The sequence below is a fragment of the Niveispirillum sp. genome (genome assembly GCF_017996735.1).
Taxonomy (GTDB): domain Bacteria; phylum Pseudomonadota; class Alphaproteobacteria; order Azospirillales; family Azospirillaceae; genus Niveispirillum.
This window is the reverse complement of sequence record NZ_JAGOGJ010000011.1, coordinates 54,363-80,376: the sequence shown is the minus strand read 5'-3', so window position 1 is coordinate 80,376 and position 26,014 is coordinate 54,363. Positions and strand designations below refer to the sequence as shown.

Genomic DNA, 26,014 nt, shown 5'->3' with positions numbered 1-26,014 from the left:
CGGAATAAGGGATTAACCCTTAAGATTTCCCTGCCCTGTTGCAAGGCCGATTTTCCGGGCCAGGAAGCTGTCAATGGCGGCCAGCACCTTGTCGCGCACGGCATCGGTTTCAATCAGCAGCTCATGTTCGCCCTGCGCAAACGGCACCAGGGTGCAATCGGGCAGGCGCCGTGCCGCCAGATCATGGCTGTCCGCCCGCACGATCCGGTCGGCGCGGGCGGACAGGATCAGCACGGGAACCTGCACATCCTCCAGCCGGTCCTTCTCGAAAAAATGCCGGATGGAGGTGAAGGCCCCGTCGAGCCAGCCCCAACTGGCCCCGCCCAGCGCCACCGACGGGTCCCGTTCCATCACTTCCTGCATCAGGGCGAAGCGGCGGGGATCGGTGGTCAACCGGTTGCCGCGGAAGGGCAGGGGGGCGCGGGCCCAGCGGGGTCCCTGTAAAGGCGCGTACAAGGCGGCCTGCCCACCCTTGACGGCCGTCCGTGCCAGCCTTACCGCCAGCCATTCCGGCATGGGGGCGGTATTGATGCCCAGCATGGGGGCACAGGCGATGACACCGGCGAACGGGTGTGGCCGCTCTGCGACGTAACGCAGCAGGATATGCCCACCCATGGAATGGCCCAGCGCCAGGAATGGCCCGGTGACCTGCCCCTGCCAATGGGCCAGGGCCGCATCCAGATCGTCCAGGTACAGGTCGAAATCGACGGCATGGCCGACCATCGGATCGGGCAGCAGCCGTGACGATCCGCCCTGGCCGCGCCAGTCCATGGACAGCACATGCATGCCGCGCGCCGTCAGGTCCACGGCCAGTTCGCTGTACCGTTCCACCTGCGCCGCCCGTCCCGGCAGGACCAGCATGGCGGGTGCGCCCGGGGCGGGGGCGACCGGCGGTTGCCAGCGTGACAGGCGCAAGCGGGTGCCGTCGGGCAGGTCCAGCATCGTGTGCGACCAGTGCCCCACCTTGTCCGTCACGCCCCCCATGGACCCGTCCATGCCGTCTCTCATGCTTTTCGCCGGTTTGACCGGATCGCCCGGCCCGGCCTATGGTTGCCCCCGGCACTGTAAGGGGCAGCGGCCCCGCGCGCCAAGCCTGGGAGCATTCTCACGATGGATAATCTCGCACGCCGTACCGGCCTGGATCCTGCCGACCTGACCGGTTTTTATTTCGAGGATCTGTTTGAAGGGATGAAGGGCATTTATGCCCGCACCATCACGGAGACGGACATCGTGATGTTCGCCGGCATTTCCGGCGATACCAATCCCATGCATCTCAATGAGGATTATGCCAGGGCCACGCCGTTCGGCGGGCGCATCGCGCATGGTATGCTGTCGGCCTGCTTCATCACCACGGTTCTGGGTACACGCCTGCCGGGGCCGGGCTGTATCTACATGTCGCAGAATCTGCGTTTCCGGTCGCCGGTGCGCATCGGGGAGACGGTGACCACCACCGTCACCGTCACCGGTCTGATCCCGGAAAAGCGCCGGGCCATGCTGTCCACCATCTGCACCGTGGGTGACCGCGTGGTCATCGATGGAGAGGCGATGGTGATGGTGCCGGGCCGGCCGGGCTGACCCCGGTCAGCTCAGCCTGATCTCCCGCGCCAGGAAGTCGATCACGGCGCGGATGCGGGGCGGCATGACGGGGCCGCCCTGGAAGACGGCATGCACCACCTCCGTCTCCCCCGTCGAATATTCCTCCAGCACGGGCACCAGCCGGCCGGCCGCAATGTCGGCCCGTACATGGAACAGGGCGTGGCGCGTCAGCCCATGGCCGGCCAGTGCCATGTGCCGCATGCTTTCGCCATCGCCCAGCCGGATATTGCCGCGCACCGGCACCTCGATCCGGCTGCCATCGGGCAGGCGGAACGGCCAGGGGCCGACGCTGCGCACGAAGCCAAAGGCCATCATGTTGTGATGGGCCAGATCGTCGGGGCTTTGTGGTGTGCCGTGGCGGGCCAGATAGTCGGGCGAGGCGACCACGGCCACCGCGCTTTCGCCCAGCTTGCGCGCCATCAGGTTGGCGCCCTTCAGCGGCCCGATGCGGATGGCGATGTCGGCGCGTTCCTGCAGCAGGTCGACCACCATGTCGGTCAGCGTGATGTCCAGCAGGATTTCCGGATAAAGGGCGGCCAGTTTCGGCACGAGCGGCAGCAGGTACAGCATGCCGAACGGCACCGAACTGTTGATGCGCACCGGTCCGCGCGGCACGGAACCGGCTGCCACCTCCTGCTCCGCCTCCGCCATGTCGGCCAGGATCCGGCGGCAGCGTTCATGGAACAGATCGCCCTCCGGCGTCAGGCGCAGCAGCCGTGTGGTGCGGTTCAGCAGGCGGGCACCCAGCCGCGCCTCCATCCGGGCTACCAGCTTGCTGACCGCCGACGGCGTCATGTTCAAGGCGCGGGCCGCACCGGAGAAATTGCCCGCCTCCACGACGCGGACAAACACCTCCATTTCGCCTGCGCGGTTGATCTCCAGTCGCGACATGTGACTTGAACTCACAAATCATGTTCCGATGGGCAGTCTAGTTCACGGATGCGGGCCGGTCCATCCTTCGGGTCATGTCATCCGCTTTCCTCGGAACTCCATCATGCCAATCGGATTATTCGCCCTGACGGCCGGTGCCTTCGGCATCGGCACGACGGAATTCGTCATCATGGGCCTGCTGTTGCAGGTCTCCGCCGACCTCGGCATCTCGGTCTCCACGGCCGGGCTTCTCATCTCCGGCTATGCCCTGGGCGTGTTCGCCGGTGCGCCGCTGCTGACCCTGATGACGGGCCGGCTGCCGCGCAAGACGCTGCTGGTGGCCCTGATGGTGGTCTTCACCATCGGCAACATCGCCTGCGCGCTGGCTCCCGACTATGCCTCCCTGATGGTGGCACGGGTCATCACCTCGCTGGCCCATGGCACTTTCTTCGGTGTCGGGTCGATCGTGGCCACCGGTCTGGTGGCGCCGGATCGCAAGGCGTCCGCCATCGCCATCATGTTCACGGGCCTGACCATGGCGACCTTGCTGGGTGTGCCATTTGGGGCCTGGCTGGGCCTGCATTTCGGCTGGCGGTCCACCTTCTGGGCCGTGGCCCTGATCGGCGTGGCCGCCACGCTGGTGCTGGCCGTCTTTGTGCCGGCGGACCGGACGGCGCCGCAGCCCCTGTCCCTGCGCCAGGAACTGACCGTGCTGGCCAAGCCGCAGGTCTGGTTGGGTCTGTTGATGACGGCGCTGGGCTTTGCCGGGGTGTTCGCGGTCTTCACCTATATCCAGCCCCTGCTGACCCGCATCACGGGCTTTTCTGATGCCGCCGTGTCGCCCATCCTGCTGGTCTTCGGCGGCGGGCTGGCCATCGGCAATCTGCTGGGCGGCAAGCTGGCGGATAAGAGGCTGATGCCGACGCTGCTGGGCTCGCTGATCGCGCTGGCCCTGGTGGAAGGGGTGATGACCTTCGCCCTGCAGCACAAGATGGCGGCCATCCTGTTCGTCGGCGTGATGGGCATTGCGGCCTTCGCCACCGTGGCGCCGTTGCAGATGCGCGTGCTGGAGAAGGCCGAAGGGGCGGGGCAGGGGCTGGCCAGCAGCCTGAACATCGCCGCCTTCAACCTGGGCAATGCGCTGGGCGCCTGGGTCGGGGGCCTGACCATCGATCAGGGACCGGGCCTCGGCGCGGTGACCTGGGTCGCGGCGCTGGTGACGCTGGCCGGTCTGGCCGTGGCCCTGCTCAGCCGGGTACTGGACCGGGGTACGGCCGCTGCGCGGCCTGTGATGGCGGCGCCGCTGCATTGACCGGACAGCGGGGATGGCGGGACTGGACCGCCATCCCCGCTTCCGACTATACCCATGGCAGAATTCGCAACCATCCTGCGGCGCCATGCTCATTTATCGCCACACCACCGACCTTCCGGCCGCCATCCGCGGCTGCGCCGTGGCGCTGGGCAATTTCGACGGCGTGCATCAGGGCCACCGCGCCGTGATCGAAACCGCGAAGGATGCGGCCCGCCGCCTGGGCGTGCCCGCCGCCGTCCTGACCTTCGAACCGCATCCGCGCAGTCTGTTCCGTCCCGACGACACCCCCTTCCGCCTTACCCCCTGGCGCATCAAGGCGCGGCTGGTGGAGGCGCTGGGCATCGACGCCCTGTTCGAGGTGCGGTTCGACGAGGATTTCTCCCGGCTGACGGCCGAGGAATTTGTCCGCCAGATTCTGGTCGATGGTCTGGCCGCGTCGCATGTCGTCGCCGGTTACGATTTCGTGTTCGGGCACAAGCGCGGCGGGGACATGGAATTCCTGCGTGCCGCCGGTGAACGGTTCGGCTTCCAGGTGACGGAGGTGCGGCCCGTTTCCGGCCCCGACGCCACCGCCTATTCCTCCACCCGCGTCCGCCGCCTGCTGGAAGCGGGTGAGGTGCGGGAGGCGGCATCCATCCTGGGCCATGACTGGGAGATCGAGGGCCGGGTCGACCATGGCGACAAGCGCGGCCGCACCATCGGCTTTCCCACCGCCAATATCGAACTGGGCGTGTATCAGCGCCCGCGCCTGGGCGTCTATGCGGTCATGGCCGGTGTGGATGAAGGGTCACGCACCGTCTGGCACAAGGGTGTTGCCAATATCGGCCGCCGCCCCACGGTGGGCGGCGTGACAGAGCGGCTGGAAACCCACCTGTTCGATTTCGACGGCGACCTCTATGGCAAGCACCTGCGTGTGCGCCTCTGCCACTTCATCCGACCGGAAATCAAGTTCGAGAGTTTCCAGGCGCTGAAGGATCAGATCGTGGCCGACAGCGCAAGGGCACGGGAACTGCTGGCCGGGTAACGGTCACTCCCGCGCCGACACGGCCCGGCGCAGCCGGCGGATGCCCACCCACACGGCGGCCAGGATGGTGGGTACGGCGATGCCGGTCAGCAGCGATTTCGGCGGCAGTCCCGGAATTGCCGGCAGCCCCTCCACCACATATTTCACCAGACCCAGCAGGTAGTAGGTGATGGCGAAGACCGACAGGCCTTCCACCGCCTCTTGAATGCGCAACTGGGTGCGGGCGCGGTGTTCCAGGCTTTTCAGGATTTCGGCATTCTGCTCGGCCCGCTGCACATCGACGCGGGTGCGCAACAGGGAACTGGCGCGGCTGATACCGGCGGCCAGTTCTGCCTGACGCCGGGCCACCGCCTCGCAGGTGCGCACGGCGGGACGGAACCGGCGTTCCAGGAAGACGCCAAGGCGCTGCAGCCCCGGTATCCGTTCCTCCCGCAATTCCTCCACCCGCCGTTCCACCAGTTCCGCATAGGCCATGGTCGCGCCGAACCGGTAACGGCAGCGTACAGACAGCGTTTCCGCCTCTGTCGCCAACCGGGTCAGGGCGTCCAGCAGGCCATGTTCCTCCGCCATGTCATGGGCCGTCGCGGTGCGGGCAACGATGCTTTCCAGCCGCTGTTCCAGGCTGGCCAGTTCCGGCCCCGCATCGCGCGCCAGCGGCAGGCCCAGCAGGGCCGTCATGCGATAGGTTTCGATTTCCAGCAGGCGCTGCGCCACGCGGCCGGCATGGCTGGGCGACAGGCCGATGTCGCGGACCAGGATGCGGGTGAACCCGTCGGGGCAGAGACGGAAATCGGTCCAGACCAGGGCCTCGCCGCCCGCCACCTCGCTGCCCAGCACCTCCCCGCGCGGGAAGATGGCGGACAGGCTTTCAGGGCTGTGGCGCGGTTCGGCATCGGGTTCCAGGCGCAGATGGCAGGCCACCAGCCGCAGGCCGGGCAGGCGCGCCAGCCAGTCGGCCAGACGCGGCGACAGCGCGGACCAGTCCCCGGTCTCCACCGGCTCCAGATCGGCGACGGTGATGGCGGTGAATTCCGTGTGCCGTTCCCATTTCACGGTGCGGCCATCGACCAGCAATTGCACCTGCCGCAGTTCCGTGCCCGGCAGCGGCAGGCCGACCGCGCGGCACAGGTCCAGCAGGTGGGCATGATCGGCGCCCAGTTCACCCGTCAGATGGGCGACATGGGTCAGGCGGGCCGGTGTCGTGATGCGCATATGCGGCCGCGCGTGCAACTCGTCATTCAACTGCGCGCGCTGCGGATGGTCACGGCCCTCCACGCGCCCCTCCAGCCCCACCATCACGACGTTCCCCCGCTTCATCATTTTAGTTAACTATGACCTGTAGCAGGGGGGGATGCCATGGGGCATCTTGGCACGTTGCGCGATTGTTTCGGCGGATCCGGCCGTCCATGGGGGACGATGCATAAAACGCCATATTCATGCCTTACCGCCTGAGGAGACTTTTCCCGTCCCTGCCGACGCGGTAGGGTCGCGCCATCGCAATCCCTGCCAACCGTTGGTCAACGATGATCCGCCTTCCGCGCACCGCCAGCCCCTTTCCGCGCCGCCGCCTGACCGTGGCGGCCGTGGCGTTTGCCGCCATTGTCGGCACCTTGCCGGCTTCCGGCCAGTCCGACACACGCGATCTGGCCAACCGGATGCAGCGGTTGGAGAGTGACCTGCAGACACTGAGTCGGGAGGTTTACCGGGGTGGCGGCGGTCGTCCCGCCGGTGCTGCCCCGGCCCCGGCCATGGGCGGCAATGTCGCCGCCGATTTCGAGGTGCGCCTGCAGCGCCTTGAATCGGAGATGCAGACGCTGACCGGCCGTTACGAAGAGGCGACGTTCCAGGTGGCGCAGTTGCGCGAGCAATTGACCAAGATGCAGCAGGATATCGAATTCCGGCTGGGCCGTCTGGAGCAGGGCCAGGCGGGCGGATTGTCGGCGGCGCCGCCACCGGCCGAACCGGCCCCGCATGCCGATGCAACCAAGCCCACCGCCCCCGCCTCTTCCGCGTCGGCCGCACCACCCCCGCCGGCCAACCTGCCCAGCGGATCGGCGCAGGAACAGTATGATTTCGCCTTCAACCTGATGCGCCAGGCCCAGTATGACAAGGCGGAGGCGGCTTTTACCCAGTTCGTTCAGGCCAATGCCGCCAGTCCGCTGGCCAGCAACGCCCAATATTGGCTGGGAGAAACCTTCTATGTGCGCGGCAAGTACAAGGAGGCGGCCGTCGCCTTCGCCGAGGGGTATCAGAAATATCCCAAGAGCCAGAAGGCGCCTGACGCCTTGCTGAAACTGTCGCTGTCCCTGTCGGCCATGAAGTCGAACGAGGATGCCTGTGCCGCGCTGACGGAACTGAATCGCGCCTACAAGGCCACGGCGCCGCAGACCATCCTGCGCCGTGCGGATACCGAGAAGAACCGGCTGAAGTGCAAGTGAGCGGCCCTGTCGGGCCGGCGCTGTTCGACCGGCTGATGCAGGGTCTGGGGCCGTTCGAGTCGGCCCCGTATGTGGCCGTGGGTGTTTCCGGCGGCGCCGACAGCATGGCATTGGCCCTGCTTCTGGCCCGTTGGACCGCCGACCAAGGCGGCCGTCTGCTGGCGCTGACGGTCGATCATGGATTGCGGGCCGACAGCGGTGCGGAGGCGGCCAAGGTGGCCGCCTGGATGGCCGCCCGTGGCATTGAACACCGCATTCTGTCCTGGGACGGGGAAAAGCCGGTCGCTGGTATCCAGGCCGGTGCGCGCCATGCCCGTCTGCGCCTGCTGGCCGATGCCGCCGCCGGGCAGGGCATCCTGCATCTGGCCCTGGCCCACCATGCCGACGATCAGGCGGAAACCCACCGTCTGCGCGCCGACCGGTCCAGCGGGCCACAGGGCCTGTCCGGCATGCCCGCTATCCGGGAGATGGATTATCTGCGGCTGATCCGGCCGCTGCTGCCGGTGACCAAGGACAGGCTGGTCGCTACCTGTCAGGCTTTCGGCCAGGAATGGGTGGAGGACCCGTCCAACCGCAACCCCGTCTTTGCCCGCGGCCGCCTGCGCCTGTCGGAGTCGGTGGGGGCGGCGGAGGTGCGATCCTCTCTGAACGCCGCCCGCGCTCGTGCGGAGATGGACGGGCAGGTGGCACGCTTGCTGTCGCTCCATGCCCGTTTCCAGCCGGAAGGCTGGGTTCTGCTGAACCAGGACCTGTTCCAGCAGCCGCCCGATCTGGTGCAGCCCGTGGCCGCATCCCTGCTGCGCGCTGTGGGCGGGTCTGCCTACCCGCCATCGCCCGCCGCCCTGGCTGATCTGGTCGCCGGGTTGCGGGAACAGCCCGACCAGGGGCGCACGCTGGCCGGGTGTCGTTTCATGCCGCTGGCCGGCGGCTGGCGCCTGCTGCGGGAGGCGCGGAACCTGCAGGGGCCTGTCCGTTTCCGCGGCGGCGGCGTCCCGGTCACATGGGACGGACGATTCCGCCTGTCCGCTGAACGAGATGGCGACTACACCGTTCGCGCGCTGGACGAGGGTCTGTGGCGCCGCGCGCTGGCCGACCGGCCGGCATTGTCACGTATCGACATGCCGGCCGCGTTGCGCTGGACACTGCCATCCGTTCTGTCGGGGGATCGGCTGCTGGCCATACCCCATCTGGCCTATCTGGCGTCCGGCATGCCCGATCCGGCAGTGTCGATGGTGCCATTGGTATCGGTTCCGGCAGTTCCCGCACGGTTCGCTGTTGTCACCGCCACAGATGACATTATCTAATGGAAGGAGTTCCACCGGGCCAGCCCCGGGGGTGCGGTCGATGAAAGGTCAGGGCTGTGAATAATTTCGGTAAGAATCTGGCGCTGTGGCTGGTGATCGGGGTCCTGTTGATCGCCCTGTTCAACCTGTTCCAGACGTCCTCCACCCGCTCGTCGCAGTCCGGCATGGCCTATAGCGACCTCTTGGCCGAGGTGGCGCGGGGATCGGTGTCGTCGGTGACGATCAAGGGTGACCAGGTGGCCGGCACGACCAATGATGGCCGCAGCTTCACCGTGACGGCGCCGCCGGGGTCCAACGTGGCCGATCGGCTGGTCGACAAGAATGTCCGGGTCGCCGTAGTGGCGGAGGATAACAGCCCGACGCTGTTCTCCATCCTGCTGTCCTGGTTCCCCATGCTGCTGCTGATCGGTGTGTGGATTTTCTTCATGCGCCAGATGCAGGGCGGTGGCGGCAAGGCCATGGGCTTCGGCAAGTCCCGCGCCCGGCTGCTGACCGAAAAGGTGGGCCGCGTCACCTTTGACGATGTGGCCGGCATTGATGAGGCCAAGCAGGAGTTGGAGGAAGTCGTCGACTTCCTGAAGGACCCGCAGAAATTCCAGCGCCTGGGCGGCAAGATTCCCAAGGGCGTGCTGCTGGTGGGCCCGCCGGGTACGGGTAAGACCCTGACTGCCCGCGCGGTCGCCGGTGAGGCCAATGTGCCCTTCTTCACCATCTCCGGTTCCGACTTCGTGGAAATGTTCGTGGGCGTCGGTGCGTCCCGTGTCCGCGACATGTTCGAACAGGGCAAGAAGAACGCCCCCTGCATCATCTTCATCGACGAAATCGACGCGGTCGGCCGCCATCGTGGTGCCGGCCTGGGCGGTGGCAATGATGAGCGTGAGCAGACGCTGAACCAGCTTCTGGTCGAAATGGACGGTTTCGAGGCGAATGAGGGGGTGATCCTGATCGCCGCCACCAACCGCCCCGACGTTCTGGACCCGGCCTTGCTGCGTCCCGGCCGCTTCGACCGCCAGGTGGTTGTGCCCAACCCCGACGTTCTGGGCCGCGAGAAGATCGTGAAGGTCCATATGCGCAAGGTGCCGCTGGCCCCCGACGTGGACCCCAAGGTGATCGCTCGCGGTACGCCCGGCTTCTCCGGTGCCGATCTGGCTAATCTGGTCAACGAGGCGGCCCTGCTGGCGGCCCGTGCCGGCAAGCGTGTGGTCGGCATGGCCGATTTCGAGTCTGCCAAGGACAAGGTCATGATGGGCGCGGAACGCCGCTCCATGGTCATGTCGGAGAAGGAAAAGAAGCTGACCGCCTATCACGAGGCCGGCCACGCGCTGGTGTCGCTGTGGGTGCCGGAATATGACCCGCTGCACAAGGTCACCATCATCCCGCGCGGCCGTGCCCTGGGCGTGACCATGAACCTGCCGGAACGCGACCGCACCAACTACACCAAGCGCGAGATGGAATCGCGTCTGGCGGTGCTGTTCGGTGGCCGCGTGGCGGAGGAGATCATCTTCGGGCCGGACAATGTGACCACCGGTGCGTCAAGCGATATCCAGCAGGCCACCCGCTGGGCCCGGGCCATGGTGGCCGAGTATGGCATGTCCGACAAGCTGGGCCGCGTGCGCTACAACGCCAATGAGCAGGAGGTTTTCCTGGGCCATTCGGTGGCGCAGCAGCAGAACGTGTCGGAAGCCACTGCCCAGTTGATCGACGAGGAAATCCGCCGTCTGATCGAGCAGGGCGAGAGTATGGCCCGCAAGCTGTTGACCGAGAATATCGACGATCTGCACAAGGTCTCCGAAGCGCTGCTGGAGTTTGAGACGCTGTCGGGTGAAGAGGTGAAGGCCATCCTGCGCGGTGAGCAGGTGGTGCGTACCGATCCGCCGGCCCCGCGTCCGCAGGCACCGGAGCCGCCCAAGTCCACCGGCCGCCGCGCCTCGGTTCCCACCGCCGGCAAGGACGGGATCGAACCGGAACCGCAGCCGGGCCTGTGATCCGGGTCAAGACCAGTTGAGCAAACCCCCGGCGTGATGAGCGCCGGGGGTTTGTTGTTTTAGCAAGCTGGCGACTTTTGTCGGTTCAATCGGCGCTCCCTCACCCTCCCATCGGCTGACGCCGACGGGCCCCTCCCTCTCCCGCAAGCGGGCGAGGGGTGGAGACTTACCTGACGAGCAGATTTCCACCCCTCGCCCACGTCAGTGGGAGAGGGAGGGGCCTAAGCCGCCAGGCTTGGGAGGGTGAGGGAACGCCGATTGGACCGAAGAAGCGCAACCGTCATAATCAAGAGTCCGTCTTATGCATCGCCCCCTTGCGATCCTTTCCGGTACCACCGCTCGCGCCGCCATTGCTGCCGGACAGGCCCGGCCGCTGGCCGGCGGTCCGCTGGCCTTTGCGCTGGCTGAGACCGCCACGGGCATTATCCCGGCGACCAGCCTTCCCCCTGAACATCCGCTGACCGCATCCAGGGCGCCCTGGGCCGGGTTCGACCTGTCGCGGCCTGTGGTCATGGGCATCGTCAATGTCACGCCGGACAGTTTTTCCGACGGGGGTGACCATGACAGTGCGGAGGCTGCCATCGCCCATGGCCGCCGGCTTCTGGCCGAGGGGGCGGACATCCTGGATATCGGCGGCGAGTCGACCCGGCCGGGTGCCCAACCGGTGACGGTGGAGACGGAGATCGCACGCGTTGTGCCGGTGATCCGGGCGCTGGCAGCCGACGGAGCCGTCATCTCCATCGACACGCGCCACGCCGCCGTGATGCAGGCTGCGGCCGAGGCGGGAGCGCGCATCATCAATGATGTCACGGCGCTGACCGGTGATGCGGACAGCCTGCCGGTCGCGGCGGCCACCGGCCTGCCGCTGGTCCTGATGCATATCCAGGGGGAGCCGCAGACCATGCAGGATGCCCCCCGCTATGGCGATGTCACGACGGAGGTCTATGGCTGGCTGGCGGCGCGCATTGATGCAGCGGTGGCGGCAGGCATCGCGCGGGAAAGGATCGCAATTGATCCCGGCATCGGTTTTGGCAAGGACCTGATCCACAATGTCGACCTGCTGGCCCGCACCACCGTCCTGCATGGTCTGGGCTGTCCCATCCTGATCGGGGTCAGCCGCAAGCGCTTCATCGCCGGCCTGTCCAAGGGGGAGGCGCCGAAGGACCGGGTGGCGGGATCGATGGCGGCGGCGTTGCACAGCCTGGGGCAGGGCGCGCATATCCTGCGTGTGCATGACGTGGCCGCAACGGCGCAGGCCGTCGCCGTGTGGCAGGCCCTGCAATCGGCGTGATATAGGTTGTGTAACATTCTGACTGGCCGGGGCAGACCGGCATTCCTGGGACGTGAAGACATGTCGCGTAAATTGTTCGGCACGGATGGCATCCGCGGCACCGCCAATACCGAGCCGATGACGGCGGAAACGGCGCTGAAGGCCGCCATGGCGGCGGCGCTGCAGTTCCGGCGTGGTGACCATCGCCACACGGTGGTGATCGCCAAGGATACCCGCCTGTCCGGCTATATGCTGGAACCGGCCCTGACGGCGGGGTTCATCTCCATGGGCATGGATGTGATCCTGGTGGGGCCGCTGCCTACACCGGCGGTGGCGATGCTGACACGGTCGATGCGCGCCGATCTGGGCGTCATGCTGTCGGCCAGCCACAACCCGTTCCAGGATAATGGCATCAAGCTGTTCGGACCGGACGGGTACAAGCTGTCGGACGAGATCGAGGCCGAGATCGAGGCGCGTATGGATCTGCCCTTCACCCCCGATCTGGCCGGCCCCCGCGATCTGGGCCGGGCCCAGCGCATGGAGGATGCGTTCGGCCGCTATATCGAGGTGGTGAAGAGCAGCTTCCCGCGGGGCCTGCGCCTGGACGGCATGAAGATCGTCATCGATTGCGCCCATGGTGCCGCCTACAAGGTTGCGCCGCGCGTGCTGTATGAACTGGGGGCCGAGGTGGTCACCCTGTTCAATCAGCCCAACGGCTTCAACATCAATGACAAGTGTGGCGCCACCAGCCCGGCCGCCATGCGCGCCGCCGTGGTGGAGCATAAGGCCGACCTGGGCATTGCCCTGGACGGCGATGCCGACCGCCTGATCCTGGCCGACGAGACGGGCGCCCAGATTGATGGTGACCAGATCATGGCCCTGATCGGCCAGAGCTGGGCGGAGAGCGGGCGGCTGCGCGGTGGCGGCGTGGTGGCCACCGTCATGTCCAACATGGGCATGGAACTGTATCTGAAGAAGCACGGCCTGACCCTGGCGCGCACATCCGTGGGCGACCGCTATGTGGTCGAGCATATGCGCGAACATGGGTTCAACGTGGGTGGGGAGCAGTCGGGCCATGTGGTCCTGTCCGACTTCGCGACCACGGGTGACGGGTTGCTGGCGGCATTGCAGGTGCTGGCCTGTATCCGCAAGACCGGGCGTCCGGCGTCCGACGTGCTGCGGGTGTTTCAGCCATTGCCGCAATTGCTGAAGAATGTGCGCTACGATGCCTCCACCGGCATCCGCCCGCTGGATGCCGACAGCGTCAAGGCCGCGATCCGTGCCGGCGAGGAAAAACTGTCCGGCGTCGGCCGGGTCCTGATCCGCAAGTCGGGCACAGAGCCGTTGATCCGTGTCATGGCGGAAGGGGATGATGATGCCCTGGTCACGCGCGTGGTCGATGATATCTGCGACGCCGTGCGCGGCGTGACGCAAGCTGTGGCGGCGGAGTGACCGGCATGAAGGGGCGTGTTTTGATCATTGCCGGGTCTGATTCCGGCGGCGGGGCCGGCATCCAGGCCGATATCAAGGCCGTCACGGCCCTGAATGGCTATGCCATGACGGCGATCACGGCGTTGACGGCACAGGATACCAACGGCGTGCATGGCGTCCTGCCCGTGCCCATCGACTTCCTGGTCCAGCAGATGCGCCTGGTCCTGGCCGATATCGGGGCCGATGCGGTCAAGATCGGCATGCTGGCCACGGCCGATATCATTAATGCCGTGGCTGATACGCTGGCCGCTGCCGCCCCCGGCGTCGCCATCGTGGCCGATCCGGTCATGGTGGCCAAGGGGGGGCACCGGCTTCTGGATGAAAGCGCCACGGGCGCCCTGATCCGCCGCCTGCTGCCGCTGGCCGCCATCGTGACGCCCAATGTGCCGGAGGCGGAGGCCATGACCGGTATCGACATCCGGACCGTGGACGATATGCGCCGCGCCGGCCATGCCCTGCTGGAATATGGCGCCAAGGCCGTGTTGATGAAGGGCGGGCACATGGACGGGCCGGTGCTGACCGACCTTCTGGTCACCCGTTCCGGCGAACAGGTCTTCACTGGCGAACGGGTGGAGACGCGGCACACACACGGCACGGGCTGTACCCTGTCATCGGCCATCGCCACCGGGTTGGCGCAGGGTCACTCCGTGGCCGATGCCGTGGCGCGGGCCCGCCGCTATGTCGATATCGCCATCCGCACGGCGCCGGGCTTTGGCCATGGCCACGGCCCCCTGAACCATGCCCATACTGTCGGGGACTTCGTATGAGCGGCTTTGATCCCAAGCTTCTGACCGCCTATCAGCAGACCAGCTATGTCGCCCTGGACGGCAAGCGTGCCGTCACGGCACGGATCATGGCCGATGGTGGGGAGATCGACAGCCTGCTGGAAAAGCGGGGGGCGGCGGAACTGGTATTCGTCACCGCCTGGAACCCCAAAAGCAAGACGGCATCCCAGGCCGCCAATGATGCGGCCCATGCCCGCCTGACCGACATCCTGGAGGATGAGGATCTGGATTACATTCCGGCGGAACTGCGGCCCGCGACCAAGGACTGGCCGGTGGAGAAGGGGGTCGCCATCTTCGACCTGCCCCCGTTCGACGCGTTGCAACTGGCCGAGATGCTGGGCCAGTACGCCATCGTCTGGCAGGGTCAGGGCCAGCCGGCGCAATTGCTGTTCACGCGGCTGGCCCTGGGGTGACGCGGGCGTCAGTGCGCCAGCAGCAGCGGCAGGGTGGTCTGGTTCAGCATGGCGCGGGTCACGCCGCCCAGGATCAGTTCGCGCAGGCGCGAATGACCATAGCCACCCATGACCAGAAGGTCGGCCCCGACCTCTGCGCAGGTATCCTGTAGCTGCTGGGCCACGCTGCCAGTGCCCGACAGCTTGTGATACTGGGCCGGGATATTGTGCCAGGCCAGATAATCGACGACGGGGGCGGCCTCGTCCGCGTCGGTGCGCATCGTATCGACCCCCAGCACATGGACCGCATCGGCCCCGGCCAGCAGCGGCATGGCCAGAGCCAGCGCGCGGGCCGACTGGGTGCGGCCGTTCCAGGCGATGGCGACGGTGCGGCCCAGCACGCTGGGCGCCGCTTCCGGCGCCACCAGCAGCGGCCGGCCGCCTTCCAGCAGGGCCGCTTCCAGCCCGACCAGGACGGCGGTCCGGTCCTCATTGGCGACCGAGGGGAAGACGGTAAGGTCGGACAGGCGCGCGGCGGCGGCCATCACATCCTCCGTCACGCCGGACGCTTCGGCGAAACTGCCGCTGACCCGGTCGCTGCCGGGCGGGCGTTCGCACCAGACACCGCCAGCGGCGGCCAGGGCGCGATCCATATGGTCGCGTGCCTTGGCGGCATGGCTCTTGTTTTCCTGTTCCAGCGATTTCATCAAATCCTGGATCAGGGCGCCCGACAGGCCTTCGCCCACCATGGGCATGACGTCACGCGGATCGGCGCGCAGATACAGCGCCTCCACATTGCCCTTGGCGGGTGCCGCCAGCAGCAGGGCCGCTGCCAGGGCGGCGGCATCGCGGGTGCCGCCGGTAACGAAACAGGTGATCTTGCGGAAAGCCATGATCGGTCCCCTTTCTGCCGTTCCGCGGCCATTGCCGCCCGGAAACGCATCCTTGACCCAGGATCACGCCATATGCCGGCCGGGGCATTGACATGGATCATCCGGCCGCATCACCAGCATAACAGATTACCGGGAAAAATGTTGGGCCGGGCTGGGGTGGCCGTCAGCGCGCGATATGGCGGCGCGCGATGGCCGTGGTTTCGTCTGCGTCGCCGCTGGCCGGGATGACCTCCCACCGCATGTCGCCCAGGTCATAGGCGGCCTGCCGGCGGACAACGGCTGTCGTGGCATCGGAAGCATCCCCGCGCCGCCGCGCCACGCGGGCCAGGGCCACGGCCTGATCGGCGACCAGCCACAGGCCGGTGAAGGCAACACCGGCGGCGCGCGCGACCTCCTCCACCGTTTGGCGCTGATCGGGCCTTGCATAGACCGCGTCGCAGATGACGCCGTGATGCCCGTCCAGCACCAGACCGGCGCGGCCCGCCAGTTCGGCATAGGTGCGGGCGGAATGGTCGGGGCCGTAGAAATTTTCCGGCAGGGCTGTCCGCTCATCCACCCCCGCCAGCCATTTGCGCAGCAGGTCGGACCGCAGGATGACCGCTCCCGGTGCCGGCCCCAGGGTCGGGGCCAATGCGCGCGCCAGCGTGGTCTTGCCGGTACCCGACAGGCCCCCGATGGCAACCAGGGCCGGCGGGGAAGGGGCCAGCAACCGGTTTGCCAGATCCAGATAGGAGACGGCCTCCGCCCGCAGGGACGCGGCCTTGGCGGCATCTTCCTGGCCTGCGGCGGCCGATGCCGTCAGGTGGGCGCGGATGCCGGCCCTGACCGACATGAACAGGGGCAGCAGCGCCAGCCCCGCCAGATCGCCCGTGATGTCCAGATAACAGTTGAACAGGATATTGGCCAATCGGCGCAACCGGCGATGTTCCAGATCCATCAGCAGGAAGGCCAGATCATAAAGAACATCGGTCACCGCGATACGGTCACCGAATTCGACACAGTCGAAGGGCACGGGGCGCCCGTCCAGCATCACGATGTTGCGCAGATGCAGATCACCATGGCAGTGGCGGATATAGCCGGCGTCGCGCCGACGGTCGATCAGTTCCGCCCCCGCCGCCAAGGCGGTTTCCGTCGCCCGGTCCAGCCGTTCCATGGCATCCGTGTCGAACAGCGCGCCGTGCCGCCGCATTTCCCGGATATTGGTGCGGGCCAGATCGGCCATTTCCTCCGCACCCGGTGCATGGGGGCGTGGTTCCGCCGTTTCATGGAATTCGGCGATGATGGCGGCCAGATCCCGTATGATGGCCGCCGACAGGGTGCCTTCCGCCGCCATGCGGTCCAGCAGGGCTGCCTGCGGAAACCGCCGCATCGTGATCAGATATTCCAGAACCGACGGGTCGGGGCCGCCATCAGCCGCCACCGGCGCCTGTTCCACCAGCCTTATGCCGCCATCCTCCCCCCGCACCAGACCGCCGACCCCCAGATACAGGTCGGGGGCGGTCCGCCGGTTCAGCGCCAGTTCCGCCTCGCACGCATCCAGCCGCAGCGACAGGGTGGCATAGTCGAAGAAGGGGTAGGTGACGGCACGCTTCATCTTCCAGGCGCGGTTGCCGGCCATGAAGACCCGCGCCGCATGGGTGTCGATCCGGTCGACCGCTGCGCCGGGCGCCAGGCCGTGCGTCGCGGCATCGGACAGGAGGGCGATGGCCTGCTGCTGGCCATCCTCTCCGGTTCCGTCTGCTTTTCCTGCCGGACTGCTGTGCATGTGCAACACCCCTGTCACGATCTGTCATGTAAGCGAATGACGTTACAAGTAATCTATCGCCAGTGCCGTGTGTCTGCTTTATTCTATCGCTTCAATCCAGGCCATGATGCGGATTGATTATGTCCGCATTACCCTTTTGACCGTTGACATAGGTAACGGAATTACCGCACCCTGCGACGCTGCGCCGCAATAGAATGCGGCCTTTCCGCTGAAGATGGAAGCCCCCATGCCGCTGGACCCCGCCATGCCCCAAGCCGCCGCCCCCTCCGATCTGGAATTCCTGGGCACTACCACGGCCAAGGGAGCATTGCTGTCCACTAAACAGGCGCGGTTTCCAGCGCCCAAGGGCCTGGATGTCCGCGCCCTGGCGACCGATCTGATGGGGCAGCTTGACAGGTTCAGCGCCGAAGCCAAGATCGATCCCTTCGCCAATCCCGTCATGCTGCTGGCCCTCGACATCTCCCGCCGCGTGGCATCGGGCGAATTGTCGCCCGGCGCGCTGGAGCAGTTGATCCAGTACCTGTCGGCCGAGGGTTTCCTGGCCCGTTCGGCCCGTCTCTCCAATTACTTGGGTGAGTCGTCGCCCGAAGCCAATGCCAGCCGCATGGAAGAGTTGCTGGATGTCGCCGCCGCCGGCAGCGGTGGTGACCCGCTGACCTTCGAAGGTTTCCAGAAGCTGGTGGAGAAGGAGGTGTTCGGTATCGTTATTACCGCGCATCCCACCTTCAACCTGGCTGGATCGCAGATGACGACCATGGCCTGTCTGGCCACCGGTCGTGACCAGAATGGCAAGGTACTGACGGCCGAGGCGCGCGAGGCGCTGATCCGGCAGATGGCGACGGCGGAACACGCGCCGGAGGATATGTCGCTGGCCCGCGAACATGAATTGTCGCTGGACGCCATCGCCAATATCCAGATCGCCATCCGCACGCTGTACCGCGCCGTTCTGCGCGTGGGTCGCAAACATTATCCCGACCGCTGGACGGAACTGACGCCGCGCCTGCTGACGGTGGCGTCCTGGGTCGGTTACGACCTGGACGGCCGGTCCGACATCCGCTGGTCCGACACGCTGCACAAGCGGCTGATCGTGCAGCAGCGGCAACTGCGCTACTACCTGTCCAACCTGCGCGACATCCGCGCCGGCGCCCCGTCGCTGGAGGATCTGCGCCATACGCTGGCCCTGATCGAAAGCCGGCTGGCGCTCGCGCTTAATCAGGTGACGGACGAGATCGCCGCCTTTGGCGGGTCGGAGGCGCAGGACCTCGACCATCTGCGCCGCATCGCCAAGCGCATGCATGAGGGGCTGCCGCTGCGTCTGGTCGACGCGTCGGAAGCAATCGAATTCGTGAACCGGGGTATCCGCCTGTCCGCCGCCATCGAGGGGGAGAACGCGCTGGCCACGGTGGAACAACTGGCCGTGCTTCGCGCCGAACTGGCCACCTTTGGCCTGGGCATGGCCCATACCCATGTCCGCCTGAACAGCACCCAGGTGCATAACGCCATCCGCAAGGCCGTGGGCCTGGACAGTGCGGCGGACGATCCGCGTTACCGGCAGTCGTACCTGTCCACCCTGACCGATCTTCTGGACAAGGTGGAGCCGGTCAGCATCAATTTCGGCTCCGTCGTGGCCGAACGTACCAGCGCCAAGCGCCTGTTCATGGTCGTGGCGCAGATGCTGAAATATTCCGATGCGCGCACCCCGATCCGGTTCCTGATCGCGGAGAGCGAGAGCGCCTTTACCGTCCTGTCGGCACTGTATTTCGCCAAGCTGTTCGGGGTGGAAGACCGGGTCGATATCAGCCCGCTGTTCGAAACGGAAAAGGCGCTGGAAACCGGCAGCCGCATCATCGAACAATTGCTGGAAAATCCGCATTACCGCACCTATGTGCAAAAGCGCGGCCGCTTGTGCATCCAGACCGGCTATTCCGATGCCGGCCGTTATCTGGGCCAGACGCCGGCCAGCGCGTCGATCGAGCGCCTGCGCCTGCGCGTGCTGCGCCTGTTCACCCGCCATGCGCTGAACAATGTGCAACTGGTGATCTTCGACACGCATGGTGAAAGTATCGGCCGTGGCGGTCACCCGGCCGGCCTGCATAACCGCCTGGCCTATGTCAGCCCGCCGGCCACTCTGGCCTTTGCCGCCAAGCACAATATCGACCTGAAGCAGGAAGTCAGCTTCCAGGGTGGCGATGGCTACACCTATTTCGTGACGCCGGCCTCGGCGCTGGCCGTGGTCACCCGCATCCTGGAATATATGATCGGGACCGCCAAGCCGGACCTGGATCATGATGTTTTCTATGCCAAGGGCGACTATATCCGGGAGTTCTTCACCACCGTGAAGACCTTCCAGGTCGGTCTGGTCGAAGACCCGAACTATGGTGAGCTGCTGGCCGCGTTCGGCACCAACCTGTTGTTCCCCAGCGGCAGCCGCGCCATCAAGCGCCAGCATGACAGTGCGCCGGACCCGGCCGCCCGCGTCATGGCCGGGCAGTTCCGCGCCATTCCGCACAATGCCGTGCTGTTGCAGATGGGCCTGCCGGCCAACGTCCTGTCGGGCGTGGGAGAGGCCATCGACCGCGATCCCGAGCAGTTCCGCACGCTGTACGCCACGTCACCCCGTTTCCGCGAACTGATCGGCATCGTCGTCTATGGTGCGGCCGTGAGCTGCCCCGATGCGCTGAAGGCCTATGTCGACACGCTGGACCCTGGCCATTGGCTGACCCGGGCGGCGCGTGCCGAAAACCCGATGGAAGCCGACGATATGCGGCGCATCGCGGGTGTGCTGGAAGAAACGCCGACCCAGGCCCGTCTGGTCCGCATCTTCCGCAAGCTGTATCGCGATTACGGCGTGTTGCGGCAGAATCTGGAAAGGGCGGGGGCCGCACCCCGGCCGAACCCTGAACTGGACCGGCACCTGTCGCTGATCCATGCCGTGCGCCTGTCGCTGATCCATCAGGTCTATCGTCTGGCCGTCCATATCCCCGAATTCTCCAGCCAGCATTCCATCACCAACCAGCGGCTGGTGACGCGCCTGATGCATCTGGATGTGCCCTGGGCCCTGGAACAGTTGGCCCGCATCTTCCCGGCCCGCACCGACGTGACCCTGGATGAAGGGTTCGGAGAGGTCGCGACCTATGTCAGTGACGAAAGCCAGGATTACAGCCAGGAGAACCAGAACATCTTCCGGCCCATCGCCTCGCTCTATGAACTGATCCGCCGTACCAGCAATGCCCTGACCCAGCGGATCGGCTTCTTCGGCTGATCCGATCCGGATGGCGGCACAGACAAAAGGGGGGTGACGGTTCGTGCCGTCACCCCCCTTTTTGCTTTGTTGCCCTTCATCCCCAATAACCGACATCCCGCTTCAACTGTGGCGGGATGCCGTGGCGATAGCTTTCGCCGGCCAGCAGTTCGGTCAGCACCACCTGCAACTGTCCGGCCAGGGCCGACAGGGCAGTGGTCCGGCGCGAGGGCGGGGTCGTGGGGGCGAGCGTCAGGGTTTGCGGCCGCGTCGCGGCCCCATGGGCGAAATTCAGCTTTTGCATTATCTGGGTTCCTTTCCGAACCGCCGGGGAGAGTGGACGCCTTTGTTGTGCCCTTTATCTCCCTATTCCGGCCTGGACGACAAACGAGTAATCCCGATAGGATGCAAAAAATGAATTTGTGCATGAGGCCCCGTGATGGACAAGCGACTGCCCCCGCTGAACGCCCTGCGTGCCTTTGAATCAGCGGCACGGCACCTGTCCTTCACCAAGGCGGCGGATGAACTGGCCGTCACGCAGGCGGCGGTGTCCTATCAGATCCGGCAGTTGGAGGAGCATATTGGCCGTGACCTGTTCCGCCGCCTGACACGCCGGCTGGAACTGACGCCCGCCGGTCTGGAGATGCAGGGCGCGGTGGAGGATGCGTTCGACCGCATCCGCGCCACCATGCATAAGCTGACCGACGCGGCGGAGGACAAGGTGCTGTCGGTGACGACCTTGCCCACTTTCGCCTCGCACTGGCTGGTGCCGCGCCTGGGGCATTTCCAGTTGCGGCGGCCCGATCTGGCCGTGCGACTGGACAGTTCGGTGAGTTTGGGCGATCTGACGCATCAGTTCGACGTGGCCATCCGGTCGGGGCTGGGGCAATGGCCGGGCACCGTGGCTGAACGGCTGGTCGAATACAGGCTGACGCCGGTGATCAGCCCCATTCTGGCCGAACGCATGGGCGGCATCCGCCATCCCTCGGACCTGGCCCGCCTGCCGCTGCTGGATTACAACCACATGGAGGATATCCGCTACTGGCACCAATGGTTCGCCCTGGCGGGCGTGGCCGTGGACGGCATGCGCAGCGGCCCGCAATATGACATGCAGTCGATCACGGGGCAGGCGGCGGTGATGGGGCAGGGCGTGGCCCTGGTCTGCCCCGCCTTCTTCGCGGCGGATATCGCGTCCGGGCGGCTGGTGGTGCCGTTCCCCGACCTGATCCTGGTGACGGACCGGTCCTATTGGCTGGTCTGTTCACAACGCCGGGTGGACGAGCCGAAGATAAAGGCTTTCCGGGACTGGATCCTGTCAGAGGTCAGCGCCTGTGAGGGGCAGTGCGGGGCGCTGGGCGGGCCGTTGAATGTGGGGCTGGCAGGGCTGCGTCCCGGGCTGGTGGCCCGTAACGGGTAAGGATCTAAGGATCATTCCACGCTGCGCCAGCCCAGGCCTGCGGCGGCACGGGCGGCCAGGATGCCGGCCAGGGCACCGGCGGCGGCGGGCAGCAGGGCGACGGCAGCCGCGATCAGGCCGCGTTCCAGCACGGGCAGGGAACTGCCCGGCGGCGGATAGGCCATCAGATGGGCCAGCAGCACACCCAGGGCCAACCCCAGCACGCCCAACGCGGCCAGACGCGGCAGGAACAAGGCCAGCAGAAAAGCCGAGGCGGCCAGCATGATCAGCGTGACGCCCAGCGTATCGGCGGTCAGGTCCCACAGACCGGCACAGGCCCCAAGCAGGGCCGCCAGGCTGGACAGGACCAGGATTTTCATCGTCACACTCATCGCTGCCACCTTGTCGTCATCAGGCGCCTTGCGGCGTCCATGGCAGTCAAGATGGTGGCAGATTGCGGCGAAAGCCGGTCAAGCGCCGGGCGGTGGCGGGGCGGGCCGGCGGATTTGCCGTGGCCCGCCCCCACACCGGAAGCTTGTCACAGGGTCATTCCGCCGCGACGATCCCGCGCGATGGCGGGGTGAACATCGCCACCTTGGGCAGGGGCCGGTCGCTGCGCAGGGACGCGCCCTTGTCGGCCGCATCCATGGCGGCGCGGGTCAGTTCGGCATGTTCGCGCACCAGATTGCGCAGCACGGCCCAGTGACGGCGGATGCTGTCCTCCACCTCACGCAGGCGCATGTCGGGTTGGGCAGGTTCTGCCGTCAGGGCGGCAAGAATTTCCGCCAGGCCGACATTGCTCTTGGCGTCATCCAGCAGCCGCAGCCCGGCTGGCAACCCGTCAAAGCTGCCGGCTGGCTTGCTTTCCTTGGTTCGCATCAAGCCAGCCGGTGATTTGGCGGCTGTTGGGCGCTGTAATCGGTCATGCATCTCAGACCCTCCCGGTAAAAAGGACGGGAGGGGATAAGCAAGCCATATGCCGGTTTTTACAGGGAAAAATCTGCCCAGTGGGGGATTACCGCCGGCCGAACAGCCGCTCGATATCGCCCAGTTTCAGCTCCACATAGGTGGGGCGGCCATGGTTGCACTGGCCGGAATGGGGCGTGGCCTCCATCTGGCGCAGCAGGGCGTTCATTTCATCCACATTCATGGGCCGGCCGGCCCGCACGCTGCCATGGCAGGCCATGCGCGAACATATGGTGTCCAGCTTTTCCTTCAGCGCGTGGGCATCACCCATTTCCGCCAGTTCGTCGGCGATATCCTTGATCAGGCCGCGCACATCGGCACGCACGCCCAACATGGCCGGCACCTCCCGCACCACAATGGCGCCCGATCCGAAGCTTTCCAGCACCAGCCCCATCTCCGCCAGTTCGTCGGCGCGTTCGCCCACCCGCTCCGCATCGGCGGGGTCTAGTTCCACCACCTCCGGGATCAGCAGGATCTGACGCTTCACGCCACCGCCCAGCATCTCCTTCTTCATGCGTTCATAGACCAGCCGTTCATGGGCCGCGTGCTGGTCCACGATGACGATGCCATTGTCGGTCTGCGCCACGATATAGGTGGCGTGCAACTGCGCCCGCGCGGCACCCAGGGGGAAATGGGCCGGCGTGGCTTCCAGGCTTTCGGCGGATTCCGCGCGCGCGGCCGGGGCGAAATCGGCGGCGGCCGGTACCGGGGCTGTGGCGGGCTGCGGCGCCTGGAACCGCCAGGCCGCCTCTGCCATCTCCCGGTTCACCGGCGGCGGCGCGTGGTGGGTCTGGGCATAGGGCGGTGGGGCGGCGGCCGGGCGTTGTGGTTCCCAGAAAAATCCGGTCTGTGGCGCCACGCGCGGCGTCAGGCTGGCCAGCGTATCGGCGGCGACGGTGGTGCTGGCCCGATGGCCGGCGGCGGCCAGCGCATGTTTCAGGGCGCCCACGATCAGGCCCCGGATCAGGGCCTGATCGCGGAACCGCACCTCCGTCTTGGCCGGATGCACGTTCACATCCACATCATGCGGGTCCAGCGACAGGAACAGGGCCAGCACCGGATGCCGGTCGCGGGCCAGGAAATCGGCATAGGCGCCGCGCACGGCCCCGACCATCAACCGGTCTTTTACGGGGCGGCCATTGACGAACAGATACTGCCCGGCCGCCGTCGGCTTGTTGAAGGTGGGCAGGCCGATATGCCCGACCAGCCGCACCCCGGCCCGCTCGGCATTCACCGGAATGGCATTCTCCTGGAACTCGCGCCCCAGGACGGCGCCCAGCCGGCCCAGGCGGGCGGCTTCCTCCTCGCCTGAGCTTGCCGTCAGGCGGACGGGTGTGCGTCCTTCATCCGTCACCGTGAAGGCGACATGGGGATGGGCCATGGCCAGCCGTTCCACCACATCGACGGCATGCTGACTTTCGCTGCGGCTGCTTTTCAGGAATTTCAGACGGGCCGGCGTGGCGAAGAACAGGTCCCGCACCTCCACCCGTGTTCCCAGGCCGCCCGGCGCCGGCCCGACCGGATGCACCGCGCCGCCCTCTACCAGAATGGCGCTGGCATGGTCGGCGGCTTCCGTGCGGCTGGTGATGGTCAGGCGGCTGACGGCGCCGATGCTGGGCAGTGCCTCCCCCCGGAAACCCAGGGTGCGGATGTCGGTCAGGTCGCCGTCGGGCAGCTTTGACGTGGCATGCCGTTCGACGGCGAGCGCCAGTTGCTCCGGGTCCATGCCGCAGCCATCGTCGGACACGGACAGCAGCGCCTTGCCGCCATCGCGCAGGGTGACGTCGATGCGCCGGGCCCCGGCATCCAGCGCGTTCTCCACCAGCTCCTTCACGGCGGCGGCGGGACGCTCCACCACCTCACCGGCGGCGATCTGGTTGACGAGATTATCGGGAAGGCGGCGGATGGTCGGCATGGGGTGGTCATAGCACCGATGGGGGGCCGGTGCCAAGACGGCCACAAGTTATGGGAGCTTCACCCCGATAACCTCCGCCAACTGCTCCCGCTTCATTTTGGTGCCCGTCAGGCGGGTGCCCGTCAGGTCTGTCTCTTTCATGTCGGCCAGCAGCAGGTTGGCGAAAGACAGGTCGGCACCACTGAAATCCGCCTTCACCAGCCGCGCGCCCGACAGGTTGGCATAGCGCAGTCTGGCGCCCGAGAGGTCGGAACAGACGAAGCGGTTGGCATCGATTTTCAGATAGCCCAGGTTGGCTTCCGACAGGTTGGCATTGCCCAACTGTGCCTCGGCCAGATTGATGCCGCGCAGGTCGCAACCCGACAGGTTGGCCCCGCGCAGGTCCGCCCCCCGCAGGGTTCCCACCTGTATCTGGGCGCGGGACAGATCCACGCCATACAGGATGACGCCCGGCGCATGCAGACGGGTCAGGCAGGCATGGGTCAGACAGGTTTCGTGCCGCAGGTCGTATCCGGTCAGGTCCAGCGCCAATCCGCCCTGGCCCGCCGTGCCCACCCATTCGGCATGCAGCTTCAGCATCTCTTCCAACGGAAGGGGCAGGGCGCTGGCGGGTTTGCCGGCGGGTTTATCGGTCAGGGCGCCCGCCATGTCGGCACCGGCCATCTCCGTCAGCATCAGGACGGCGCCGGTCAGTACCGCCCCTTTCAGGCTGGCGCCGCGCACATCGGCGCCCGACATGTCGGCCCCTTCCAGAATGGCGCCGTCCAGGGTGGCGTTGCGCAGGTTGGCCCGCACCAGCTTGGTGCCGCGCATCACCGCATCGGTGAAATCCGTGTGCTGGGCGATGGCGCCCGACAGCTTGGCCTGGGACAGGTTGGCGTTGGCCAGCTTGGCCCCCTGCATGTCGGCCGGGCTGGCATCGCTTTCCACGACAAGGATCTTCAGGCTGCCATCGGCGCCCCGTTCGGCCAGCGACCCATCGCGCAGATCGGCGCTGACCAGATTGGCGCCCGTCAGGTCGGCCCCGCGCAGGCTGGCGCCGCGCAAATCCACTTTTACCAGCGAGGCGCCGTTCAGGTTCGCCTCCCGCAGGTCGGCGGCGAACAGGGTGCAGCAATCCAGCGTGGCCCCCGCCAGATTGGCGCGGCGCAGGACACAGCCTGTCAGGTCGGCATGGGCCAGATCGCGGCCTGCCAGGTTCAGCCCCGTCAGGTCGTAATTGGTCAGGACCGCGCGGGCACCGCCCATGCGGGCGTTACGGAACATCTCGTGCCGCTTCAGCAAAGCGTCGAGCTGTTCCTGTGTCACCTTAAATAGCGGACGGTGTTCGCCCACGCCTGTCCCCCGGTGTGGCTGGCTTTCCCGAATGAT

Annotated in this window: 22 protein-coding genes; 12 read left to right on the top strand and 10 right to left on the bottom strand. The window is 66.6% G+C overall.

All coding sequences use genetic code 11. The features are described 5' to 3' along the window. Window positions 1-12 precede the first annotated feature (12 nt). Window positions 13-1,008 carry an alpha/beta fold hydrolase gene (locus tag KBA48_RS06480; protein WP_292904388.1) on the bottom strand — a complete coding sequence of 332 codons (996 nt, stop codon included), beginning with the start codon at window positions 1,006-1,008 and terminating at the stop codon, window positions 13-15. A 102-nt stretch (window positions 1,009-1,110) separates the two neighbouring features. On the opposite strand from KBA48_RS06480, the gene KBA48_RS06475 reads away from it, so the two are divergent. Continuing rightward, window positions 1,111-1,575, top strand: coding sequence for a MaoC family dehydratase (locus tag KBA48_RS06475; RefSeq protein WP_292904386.1), 465 nt, complete (start codon window positions 1,111-1,113; stop codon window positions 1,573-1,575). A 6-nt stretch (window positions 1,576-1,581) separates the two neighbouring features. Here KBA48_RS06475 and KBA48_RS06470 read toward each other — a convergent pair whose 3' ends face one another. After that, window positions 1,582-2,487 (bottom strand): LysR family transcriptional regulator, encoded by a 906-nt coding sequence (locus KBA48_RS06470; RefSeq protein ID WP_292904384.1) that lies wholly within the window; start codon window positions 2,485-2,487, stop codon window positions 1,582-1,584. Between the two features lie 103 nt (window positions 2,488-2,590). On the opposite strand from KBA48_RS06470, the gene KBA48_RS06465 reads away from it, so the two are divergent. Both KBA48_RS06465 and KBA48_RS06460 read left to right on the top strand, forming a co-directional pair. Further along, a complete protein-coding gene (locus tag KBA48_RS06465; protein ID WP_292904382.1) occupies window positions 2,591-3,778 on the top strand; it encodes an MFS transporter in 1,188 nt (395 codons plus the stop codon). Window positions 3,779-3,863: 85 nt separating this feature from the next. Next, entirely contained in the window at window positions 3,864-4,802 is a 939-nt protein-coding gene (locus KBA48_RS06460; RefSeq protein ID WP_292904380.1) for a bifunctional riboflavin kinase/FAD synthetase, read from the top strand. A 3-nt stretch (window positions 4,803-4,805) separates the two neighbouring features. Here KBA48_RS06460 and KBA48_RS06455 read toward each other — a convergent pair whose 3' ends face one another. Continuing rightward, entirely contained in the window at window positions 4,806-6,122 is a 1,317-nt protein-coding gene (locus tag KBA48_RS06455; RefSeq protein WP_292904378.1) for a DUF3422 family protein, read from the bottom strand. 203 nt (window positions 6,123-6,325) lie between these two features. Here KBA48_RS06455 and ybgF point away from each other — a divergent pair, with 203 nt between their 5' ends. The 7 genes from ybgF to KBA48_RS06420 all read left to right on the top strand — a co-directional run bounded on the left by ybgF (window position 6,326) and on the right by KBA48_RS06420 (window position 14,488). Beyond that, a complete protein-coding gene (gene ybgF, locus KBA48_RS06450; RefSeq protein WP_292904376.1) occupies window positions 6,326-7,240 on the top strand; it encodes a tol-pal system protein YbgF in 915 nt (304 codons plus the stop codon). Then, window positions 7,237-8,544, top strand: a complete 1,308-nt coding sequence (gene tilS, locus KBA48_RS06445) for a tRNA lysidine(34) synthetase TilS (RefSeq protein ID WP_292904374.1) — start codon at window positions 7,237-7,239, stop codon at window positions 8,542-8,544. Before ybgF ends, tilS begins: the two co-directional genes overlap by 4 nt. A gap of 56 nt (window positions 8,545-8,600) precedes the next feature. Further along, a complete protein-coding gene (gene ftsH / locus KBA48_RS06440) occupies window positions 8,601-10,529 on the top strand; it encodes an ATP-dependent zinc metalloprotease FtsH (protein WP_292904372.1) in 1,929 nt (642 codons plus the stop codon). Between the two features lie 301 nt (window positions 10,530-10,830). Next, window positions 10,831-11,820, top strand: coding sequence for a dihydropteroate synthase (gene folP, locus KBA48_RS06435; protein WP_292904370.1), 990 nt, complete (start codon window positions 10,831-10,833; stop codon window positions 11,818-11,820). A gap of 60 nt (window positions 11,821-11,880) precedes the next feature. Next, window positions 11,881-13,251, top strand: a complete 1,371-nt coding sequence (glmM, locus tag KBA48_RS06430; protein WP_292904368.1) for a phosphoglucosamine mutase — start codon at window positions 11,881-11,883, stop codon at window positions 13,249-13,251. A gap of 5 nt (window positions 13,252-13,256) precedes the next feature. After that, window positions 13,257-14,057: a bifunctional hydroxymethylpyrimidine kinase/phosphomethylpyrimidine kinase gene (gene thiD, locus KBA48_RS06425; protein ID WP_292904366.1), complete on the top strand. Its 801-nt coding sequence runs from the start codon at window positions 13,257-13,259 to the stop codon at window positions 14,055-14,057. Beyond that, window positions 14,054-14,488, top strand: coding sequence for a DUF3293 domain-containing protein (locus KBA48_RS06420; protein WP_292904364.1), 435 nt, complete (start codon window positions 14,054-14,056; stop codon window positions 14,486-14,488). Before thiD ends, KBA48_RS06420 begins: the two co-directional genes overlap by 4 nt. 8 nt (window positions 14,489-14,496) lie before the next feature. On the opposite strand, the gene KBA48_RS06415 is transcribed toward KBA48_RS06420, so the two are convergent. Next, window positions 14,497-15,360, bottom strand: coding sequence for a universal stress protein (locus KBA48_RS06415; protein WP_292904362.1), 864 nt, complete (start codon window positions 15,358-15,360; stop codon window positions 14,497-14,499). Window positions 15,361-15,523: 163 nt separating this feature from the next. Then, window positions 15,524-17,125, bottom strand: a complete 1,602-nt coding sequence (locus tag KBA48_RS06410; RefSeq protein WP_292904360.1) for a bifunctional aminoglycoside phosphotransferase/ATP-binding protein — start codon at window positions 17,123-17,125, stop codon at window positions 15,524-15,526. A 226-nt stretch (window positions 17,126-17,351) separates the two neighbouring features. Between KBA48_RS06410 and KBA48_RS06405 the strand changes: the two genes are divergently transcribed. Continuing rightward, the gene (locus KBA48_RS06405; RefSeq protein ID WP_292904358.1) at window positions 17,352-20,387 is read left to right on the top strand and encodes a phosphoenolpyruvate carboxylase; all 3,036 of its coding nucleotides are present in this window, start codon (window positions 17,352-17,354) and stop codon (window positions 20,385-20,387) included. Between the two features lie 76 nt (window positions 20,388-20,463). Here the strand turns inward: KBA48_RS06405 and KBA48_RS06400 are convergent, their stop codons facing one another. Continuing rightward, window positions 20,464-20,670 (bottom strand): hypothetical protein, encoded by a 207-nt coding sequence (locus tag KBA48_RS06400; protein ID WP_292904356.1) that lies wholly within the window; start codon window positions 20,668-20,670, stop codon window positions 20,464-20,466. Window positions 20,671-20,805: 135 nt separating this feature from the next. On the opposite strand from KBA48_RS06400, the gene gcvA reads away from it, so the two are divergent. Further along, entirely contained in the window at window positions 20,806-21,783 is a 978-nt protein-coding gene (gene gcvA / locus KBA48_RS06395) for a transcriptional regulator GcvA (protein ID WP_292904354.1), read from the top strand. Window positions 21,784-21,794: 11 nt separating this feature from the next. On the opposite strand, the gene KBA48_RS06390 is transcribed toward gcvA, so the two are convergent. From KBA48_RS06390 to KBA48_RS06375, 4 genes are all read right to left on the bottom strand, one after another. Further along, the gene (locus KBA48_RS06390) at window positions 21,795-22,154 is read right to left on the bottom strand and encodes a hypothetical protein (protein ID WP_292904352.1); all 360 of its coding nucleotides are present in this window, start codon (window positions 22,152-22,154) and stop codon (window positions 21,795-21,797) included. A 154-nt stretch (window positions 22,155-22,308) separates the two neighbouring features. Continuing rightward, window positions 22,309-22,641, bottom strand: a complete 333-nt coding sequence (locus KBA48_RS06385; RefSeq protein WP_292904350.1) for a hypothetical protein — start codon at window positions 22,639-22,641, stop codon at window positions 22,309-22,311. A 136-nt stretch (window positions 22,642-22,777) separates the two neighbouring features. Then, window positions 22,778-24,643 (bottom strand): DNA mismatch repair endonuclease MutL, encoded by a 1,866-nt coding sequence (mutL, locus tag KBA48_RS06380; RefSeq protein WP_292904348.1) that lies wholly within the window; start codon window positions 24,641-24,643, stop codon window positions 22,778-22,780. Window positions 24,644-24,691: 48 nt separating this feature from the next. Further along, window positions 24,692-25,978, bottom strand: a complete 1,287-nt coding sequence (locus KBA48_RS06375) for a pentapeptide repeat-containing protein (RefSeq protein WP_292904346.1) — start codon at window positions 25,976-25,978, stop codon at window positions 24,692-24,694. Between the last annotated feature and the right edge of the window lie 36 nt (window positions 25,979-26,014).

Excerpts from the sequence above, each read along its gene's own strand:
- KBA48_RS06480 (WP_292904388.1), bottom strand. The coding sequence starts at position 1,008 with ATGAGAGACGGCATGGACGGGTCCATGGGGGGCGTGACGGACAAGGTG.
- KBA48_RS06475 (WP_292904386.1), top strand. The coding sequence starts at position 1,111 with ATGGATAATCTCGCACGCCGTACCGGCCTGGATCCTGCCGACCTGACC.
- KBA48_RS06470 (WP_292904384.1), bottom strand. The coding sequence starts at position 2,487 with ATGTCGCGACTGGAGATCAACCGCGCAGGCGAAATGGAGGTGTTTGTC.
- KBA48_RS06465 (WP_292904382.1), top strand. The coding sequence starts at position 2,591 with ATGCCAATCGGATTATTCGCCCTGACGGCCGGTGCCTTCGGCATCGGC.
- KBA48_RS06460 (WP_292904380.1), top strand. The coding sequence starts at position 3,864 with ATGCTCATTTATCGCCACACCACCGACCTTCCGGCCGCCATCCGCGGC.
- KBA48_RS06455 (WP_292904378.1), bottom strand. The coding sequence starts at position 6,122 with ATGATGAAGCGGGGGAACGTCGTGATGGTGGGGCTGGAGGGGCGCGTG.
- ybgF (WP_292904376.1), top strand. The coding sequence starts at position 6,326 with ATGATCCGCCTTCCGCGCACCGCCAGCCCCTTTCCGCGCCGCCGCCTG.
- folP (WP_292904370.1), top strand. The coding sequence starts at position 10,831 with ATGCATCGCCCCCTTGCGATCCTTTCCGGTACCACCGCTCGCGCCGCC.
- glmM (WP_292904368.1), top strand. The coding sequence starts at position 11,881 with ATGTCGCGTAAATTGTTCGGCACGGATGGCATCCGCGGCACCGCCAAT.
- thiD (WP_292904366.1), top strand. The coding sequence starts at position 13,257 with ATGAAGGGGCGTGTTTTGATCATTGCCGGGTCTGATTCCGGCGGCGGG.
- KBA48_RS06420 (WP_292904364.1), top strand. The coding sequence starts at position 14,054 with ATGAGCGGCTTTGATCCCAAGCTTCTGACCGCCTATCAGCAGACCAGC.
- KBA48_RS06415 (WP_292904362.1), bottom strand. The coding sequence starts at position 15,360 with ATGGCTTTCCGCAAGATCACCTGTTTCGTTACCGGCGGCACCCGCGAT.
- KBA48_RS06410 (WP_292904360.1), bottom strand. The coding sequence starts at position 17,125 with ATGCACAGCAGTCCGGCAGGAAAAGCAGACGGAACCGGAGAGGATGGC.
- KBA48_RS06405 (WP_292904358.1), top strand. The coding sequence starts at position 17,352 with ATGCCGCTGGACCCCGCCATGCCCCAAGCCGCCGCCCCCTCCGATCTG.
- KBA48_RS06400 (WP_292904356.1), bottom strand. The coding sequence starts at position 20,670 with ATGCAAAAGCTGAATTTCGCCCATGGGGCCGCGACGCGGCCGCAAACC.
- gcvA (WP_292904354.1), top strand. The coding sequence starts at position 20,806 with ATGGACAAGCGACTGCCCCCGCTGAACGCCCTGCGTGCCTTTGAATCA.
- KBA48_RS06390 (WP_292904352.1), bottom strand. The coding sequence starts at position 22,154 with ATGAGTGTGACGATGAAAATCCTGGTCCTGTCCAGCCTGGCGGCCCTG.
- KBA48_RS06385 (WP_292904350.1), bottom strand. The coding sequence starts at position 22,641 with ATGCGAACCAAGGAAAGCAAGCCAGCCGGCAGCTTTGACGGGTTGCCA.
- mutL (WP_292904348.1), bottom strand. The coding sequence starts at position 24,643 with ATGCCGACCATCCGCCGCCTTCCCGATAATCTCGTCAACCAGATCGCC.